Raw genomic sequence first — 5,256 nt, 5'->3', positions numbered from 1 at the left:
AGATTAAACTGAAGAGTTTGATCATGGCTCAGATTGAACGCTGGCGGCAGGCTTAACACATGCAAGTCGAGCGGAAACGATGATAGCTTGCTATCAGGCGTCGAGCGGCGGACGGGTGAGTAACACTTAGGAATCTACCTAGTAGTGGGGGATAGCTCGGGGAAACTCGAATTAATACCGCATACGACCTACGGGAGAAAGGGGGCAGTTTACTGCTCTCGCTATTAGATGAGCCTAAGTCGGATTAGCTAGATGGTGGGGTAAAGGCCTACCATGGCGACGATCTGTAGCTGGTCTGAGAGGATGATCAGCCACACCGGGACTGAGACACGGCCCGGACTCCTACGGGAGGCAGCAGTGGGGAATATTGGACAATGGGGGAAACCCTGATCCAGCCATGCCGCGTGTGTGAAGAAGGCCTTTTGGTTGTAAAGCACTTTAAGCAGTGAAGAAGACTCCGTGGTTAATACCCACGGACGATGACATTAGCTGCAGAATAAGCACCGGCTAACTCTGTGCCAGCAGCCGCGGTAATACAGAGGGTGCAAGCGTTAATCGGAATTACTGGGCGTAAAGCGAGCGTAGGTGGCTTGATAAGTCAGATGTGAAATCCCCGGGCTTAACCTGGGAACTGCATCTGATACTGTTAAGCTAGAGTAGGTGAGAGGGAAGTAGAATTTCAGGTGTAGCGGTGAAATGCGTAGAGATCTGAAGGAATACCGATGGCGAAGGCAGCTTCCTGGCATCATACTGACACTGAGGCTCGAAAGCGTGGGTAGCAAACAGGATTAGATACCCTGGTAGTCCACGCCGTAAACGATGTCTACTAGTCGTTGGGTCCCTTGAGGACTTAGTGACGCAGCTAACGCAATAAGTAGACCGCCTGGGGAGTACGGCCGCAAGGTTAAAACTCAAATGAATTGACGGGGGCCCGCACAAGCGGTGGAGCATGTGGTTTAATTCGATGCAACGCGAAGAACCTTACCTGGTCTTGACATATCTAGAATCCTGCAGAGATGCGGGAGTGCCTTCGGGAATTAGAATACAGGTGCTGCATGGCTGTCGTCAGCTCGTGTCGTGAGATGTTGGGTTAAGTCCCGCAACGAGCGCAACCCTTGTCCTTAGTTACCAGCGGGTTAAGCCGGGAACTCTAAGGATACTGCCAGTGACAAACTGGAGGAAGGCGGGGACGACGTCAAGTCATCATGGCCCTTACGACCAGGGCTACACACGTGCTACAATGGTAGGTACAGAGGGCAGCTACACAGCGATGTGATGCGAATCTCAAAAAGCCTATCGTAGTCCAGATTGGAGTCTGCAACTCGACTCCATGAAGTAGGAATCGCTAGTAATCGCGGATCAGAATGCCGCGGTGAATACGTTCCCGGGCCTTGTACACACCGCCCGTCACACCATGGGAGTTGATTGCACCAGAAGTGGTTAGCCTAACCTTCGGGGAGGCGATCACCACGGTGTGGTTGATGACTGGGGTGAAGTCGTAACAAGGTAGCCGTAGGGGAACCTGCGGCTGGATCACCTCCTTATAGATGACATTCGGTCAGCAAGAATTCACAACAAGTTGTTCTTTAGTTTAAGCTAGTATTTATTAGCTTTTGCCTTTGTAGGCATACAAAGGCCTGTAGCTCAGCTGGTTAGAGCACCGTGTTGATAACGCGGGGGTCGGCAGTTCAAGTCTGCCCAGGCCTACCATTATTTTACGGGGCCATAGCTCAGTTGGTAGAGCGCCTGCCTTGCACGCAGGAGGTCAACGGTTCGACTCCGTTTGGCTCCACCATATAATAAATACGAAATAGAATAAACAGAATTAAGTAATCGGACATGATTATTTACTTCTGTTTTATACAGAACTTATGACTCGACGAGAGTATAGGAACTATTTAAAAACATAGATATGAGTCTGGGTTAAGAAGCGCGTGTTCACGCGCACTTCTTAACCTTAGTAATCGACCTCTTAACGACATCAGTTGTTATCCCAGGGGTTGGTTACTAAAAAAGTAAAGAGAACTGAATCAAGCGTATAAACATAGGTGATATCGTTATCATAATTAGATTGTATGACACTTTGAAGTCGTAAGACTACTTGGGGTTGTATGGTCAAGTAATGAAGCGCACATGGTGGATGCCTTGGCAGTCAGAGGCGATGAAAGACGTGACAGCCTGCGATAAGCTTCGGGGAGGCGGCAATATCCTGTGATCCGGAGATTTCTGAATGGGGAAACCCACCTAGCATAAGCTAGGTATCCTAATTTATTAGGAAGCAAACGAGGGGAAGTGAAACATCTCAGTACCCTTAGGAAGAGACATCAATTGAGATTCCCCTAGTAGCGGCGAGCGAACGGGGAGAAGCCGATTAGTGCTAATGTAGAAGAACAGCGTGGGAAAGCTGACCGTAGTAGGTGATAGTCCTGTATTCGAAACATTAGCGTTAACATATTAAGTAGAGCGGGGCACGAGAAATCCTGTTTGAAGATGGGGGGACCATCCTCCAAGGCTAAATACTCCTGACTGACCGATAGTGAACCAGTACCGTGAGGGAAAGGCGAAAAGAACCCCTGTGAGGGGAGTGAAATAGAACCTGAAACCGTGTGCGTACAAGCAGTGGGAGCCACCTTGCGTGGTGACCGCGTACCTTTTGTATAATGGGTCAGCGACTTATATTCTGTAGCAAGGTTAACCATTTAGGGGAGCCGTAGGGAAACCGAGTCTTAATAGGGCGTCTAGTTGCAGGGTATAGACCCGAAACCGAGTGATCTATCCATGAGCAGGTTGAAAGTGCCGTAACAGGCACCGGAGGACCGAACCCACTGTCGTTGAAAAGCCAGGGGATGACTTGTGGATAGGGGTGAAAGGCTAATCAAACTCGGTGATAGCTGGTTCTCCCCGAAAGCTATTTAGGTAGCGCCTCGGACGAACACCATTGGGGGTAGAGCACTGTTTCGGCTAGGGGGTCATACCGACTTACCAAACCGATGCAAACTCCGAATACCGATGAGTGATATCCGGGAGACACACGGTGGGTGCTAACGTCCATCGTGGAGAGGGAAACAACCCAGACCGCCAGCTAAGGCCCCAAATTCCTAGTTAAGTGGGAAACGAGGTGGGAAGGCATAGACAGCTAGGAGGTTGGCTTAGAAGCAGCCATCCTTTAAAGAAAGCGTAATAGCTCACTAGTCGAGTCGGCCCGCGCGGAAGATGTAACGGGGCTCAAACTAGGAGCCGAAGCTGCGGATTTGAATTTGTTTTCAAGTGGTAGGGGAGCGTTGTGTAAGCCTGTGAAGGTGTGTTGTAAAGCATGCTGGAGGTATCACAAGAGCGAATGCTGACGTGAGTAACGATAATGCGAGTGAAAAGCTCGCACGCCGGAAGATCAAGGGTTCCAGTCCAACGTTAATCGGGGCTGGGTGAGTCGACCCCTAAGGCGAGGCCGAAAGGCGTAGTCGATGGGAAATCGGTTAATATTCCGATACTTGTTTATAATGCGATGGAGGGACGGAGAAGGTTATGTCAGCCTGGCGTTGGTTGTCCAGGTGAAAGGATGTAGGTTTATAGCTTAGGTAAATCCGGGCTATTCTATACCGAGATCTTATAGCAAGTCTTACTTGTAAGACGAAGTGGCAAATACCATGCTTCCAGGAAAAGCTTCTAAGCAATAGTTATAAACGAATCGTACCCTAAACCGACACAGGTGATCAGGTAGAGAATACCAAGGCGCTTGAGAGAACTCTGCTGAAGGAACTAGGCAAAATGGTACCGTAACTTCGGGAGAAGGTACGCTGTTGATGGTGATAGGACTTGCTCCTTGAGCTGTTGGCAGTCGCAGATACCAGGCTGCTGCAACTGTTTATTAAAAACACAGCACTCTGCAAACACGAAAGTGGACGTATAGGGTGTGATGTCTGCCCGGTGCTGGAAGGTTAATTGATGGGGTTAGCGTAAGCGAAGCTCTTGATCGAAGCCCCAGTAAACGGCGGCCGTAACTATAACGGTCCTAAGGTAGCGAAATTCCTTGTCGGGTAAGTTCCGACCTGCACGAATGACATAATGATGGCAGCGCTGTCTCCAGCAGAGACTCAGTGAAATCGAAATCGCAGTGAAGATGCTGTGTACCCGCGGCTAGACGGAAAGACCCCGTGAACCTTTACTACAGCTTTACATTGAACTTTGACCTGACTTGTGCAGGATAGGTGGGAGGCTTTGAAACCGAGACGCTAGTCTTGGTGGAGCCAATCTTGAAATACCACCCTGGTCATGTTGGGGTTCTAACTCAGGTATAACAATACCGAGGACAATGTATGGTGGGTAGTTTGACTGGGGCGGTCTCCTCCTAAAGAGTAACGGAGGAGTACGAAGGTGCGCTCAGACCGGTCGGAAATCGGTCGTAGAGTATAAAGGCAAAAGCGCGCTTAACTGCGAGACCCACAAGTCGAGCAGGTACGAAAGTAGGTCTTAGTGATCCGGTGGTTCTGTATGGAAGGGCCATCGCTCAACGGATAAAAGGTACTCTGGGGATAACAGGCTGATACCGCCCAAGAGTTCATATCGACGGCGGTGTTTGGCACCTCGATGTCGGCTCATCTCATCCTAGGGCTGAAGCAGGTCCTAAGGGTATGGCTGTTCGCCATTTAAAGAGGTACGCGAGCTGGGTTTAGAACGTCGTGAGACAGTTCGGTCCCTATCTACCGTGGGCGTTGGAAATTTGAGAGGATCTGCTCCTAGTACGAGAGGACCAGAGTGGACGAACCACTGGTGTTCGGGTTGTCATGCCAATGGCATTGCCCGGTAGCTACGTTCGGATGGGATAACCGCTGAAAGCATCTAAGCGGGAAGCCCACCTCAAGATTAGATTTCCCTAAAGAGCCGTTCAAGACTAGGACGTTGATAGGCAGGGTGTGGAAGCGCAGTGATGCGTGTAGCTAACCTGTACTAATTGCTCGTTTGGCTTGACCATACAACACCCAAGTGGTTTGTATACAAGTCTAATTAATCTGTCACAGACAGAACATTTCGATATCACCTTTAACCTTGATTCAGTTAGGTTACAAGTTGATCGACCATAAACTAAACATTTATAGTCAAACAATAAAAATAACAGACTCATATCTAACCCCCTTTGCTGACGACAATAGCATGATGGCACCACCTGATCCCTTCCCGAACTCAGAAGTGAAACATCATCGCGCCAATGGTAGTGTGGGTTCGCCCATGTGAGAGTAGGTCATCGTCAGCTCTCTATTC

2 tRNA genes and 3 rRNA genes are annotated in these 5,256 nt (G+C 49.5%); all 5 read left to right on the top strand.

Features of this window, described 5'->3' with window-relative positions:
- Positions 1 to 5 precede the first annotated feature (5 nt).
- The 5 genes from ACT3SX_RS13790 to rrf all read left to right on the top strand — a co-directional run bounded on the left by ACT3SX_RS13790 (position 6) and on the right by rrf (position 5,248).
- A 16S ribosomal RNA gene (locus ACT3SX_RS13790) occupies positions 6 to 1,544 on the top strand.
- A gap of 89 nt (positions 1,545 to 1,633) precedes the next feature.
- Positions 1,634 to 1,710: transfer RNA gene (locus tag ACT3SX_RS13785), tRNA-Ile, on the top strand.
- Between the two features lie 9 nt (positions 1,711 to 1,719).
- Positions 1,720 to 1,795, top strand: a tRNA-Ala gene (locus ACT3SX_RS13780).
- A 318-nt stretch (positions 1,796 to 2,113) separates the two neighbouring features.
- Positions 2,114 to 4,969 (top strand): 23S ribosomal RNA (locus tag ACT3SX_RS13775).
- A 164-nt stretch (positions 4,970 to 5,133) separates the two neighbouring features.
- Positions 5,134 to 5,248 (top strand): 5S ribosomal RNA (gene rrf / locus ACT3SX_RS13770).
- The 16S, 23S and 5S rRNA genes sit together here with 2 tRNA genes alongside, the layout of an rRNA operon.
- Positions 5,249 to 5,256: the final 8 nt, after the last annotated feature.

The organism is Psychrobacter sp. AOP31-B2-9, from assembly GCF_052378005.1.
Classification (GTDB): Bacteria; Pseudomonadota; Gammaproteobacteria; order Pseudomonadales; family Moraxellaceae; genus Psychrobacter.
Note: the sequence above shows the minus strand (reverse complement) of the source record. Positions and strands in the feature narration are given on the sequence as shown.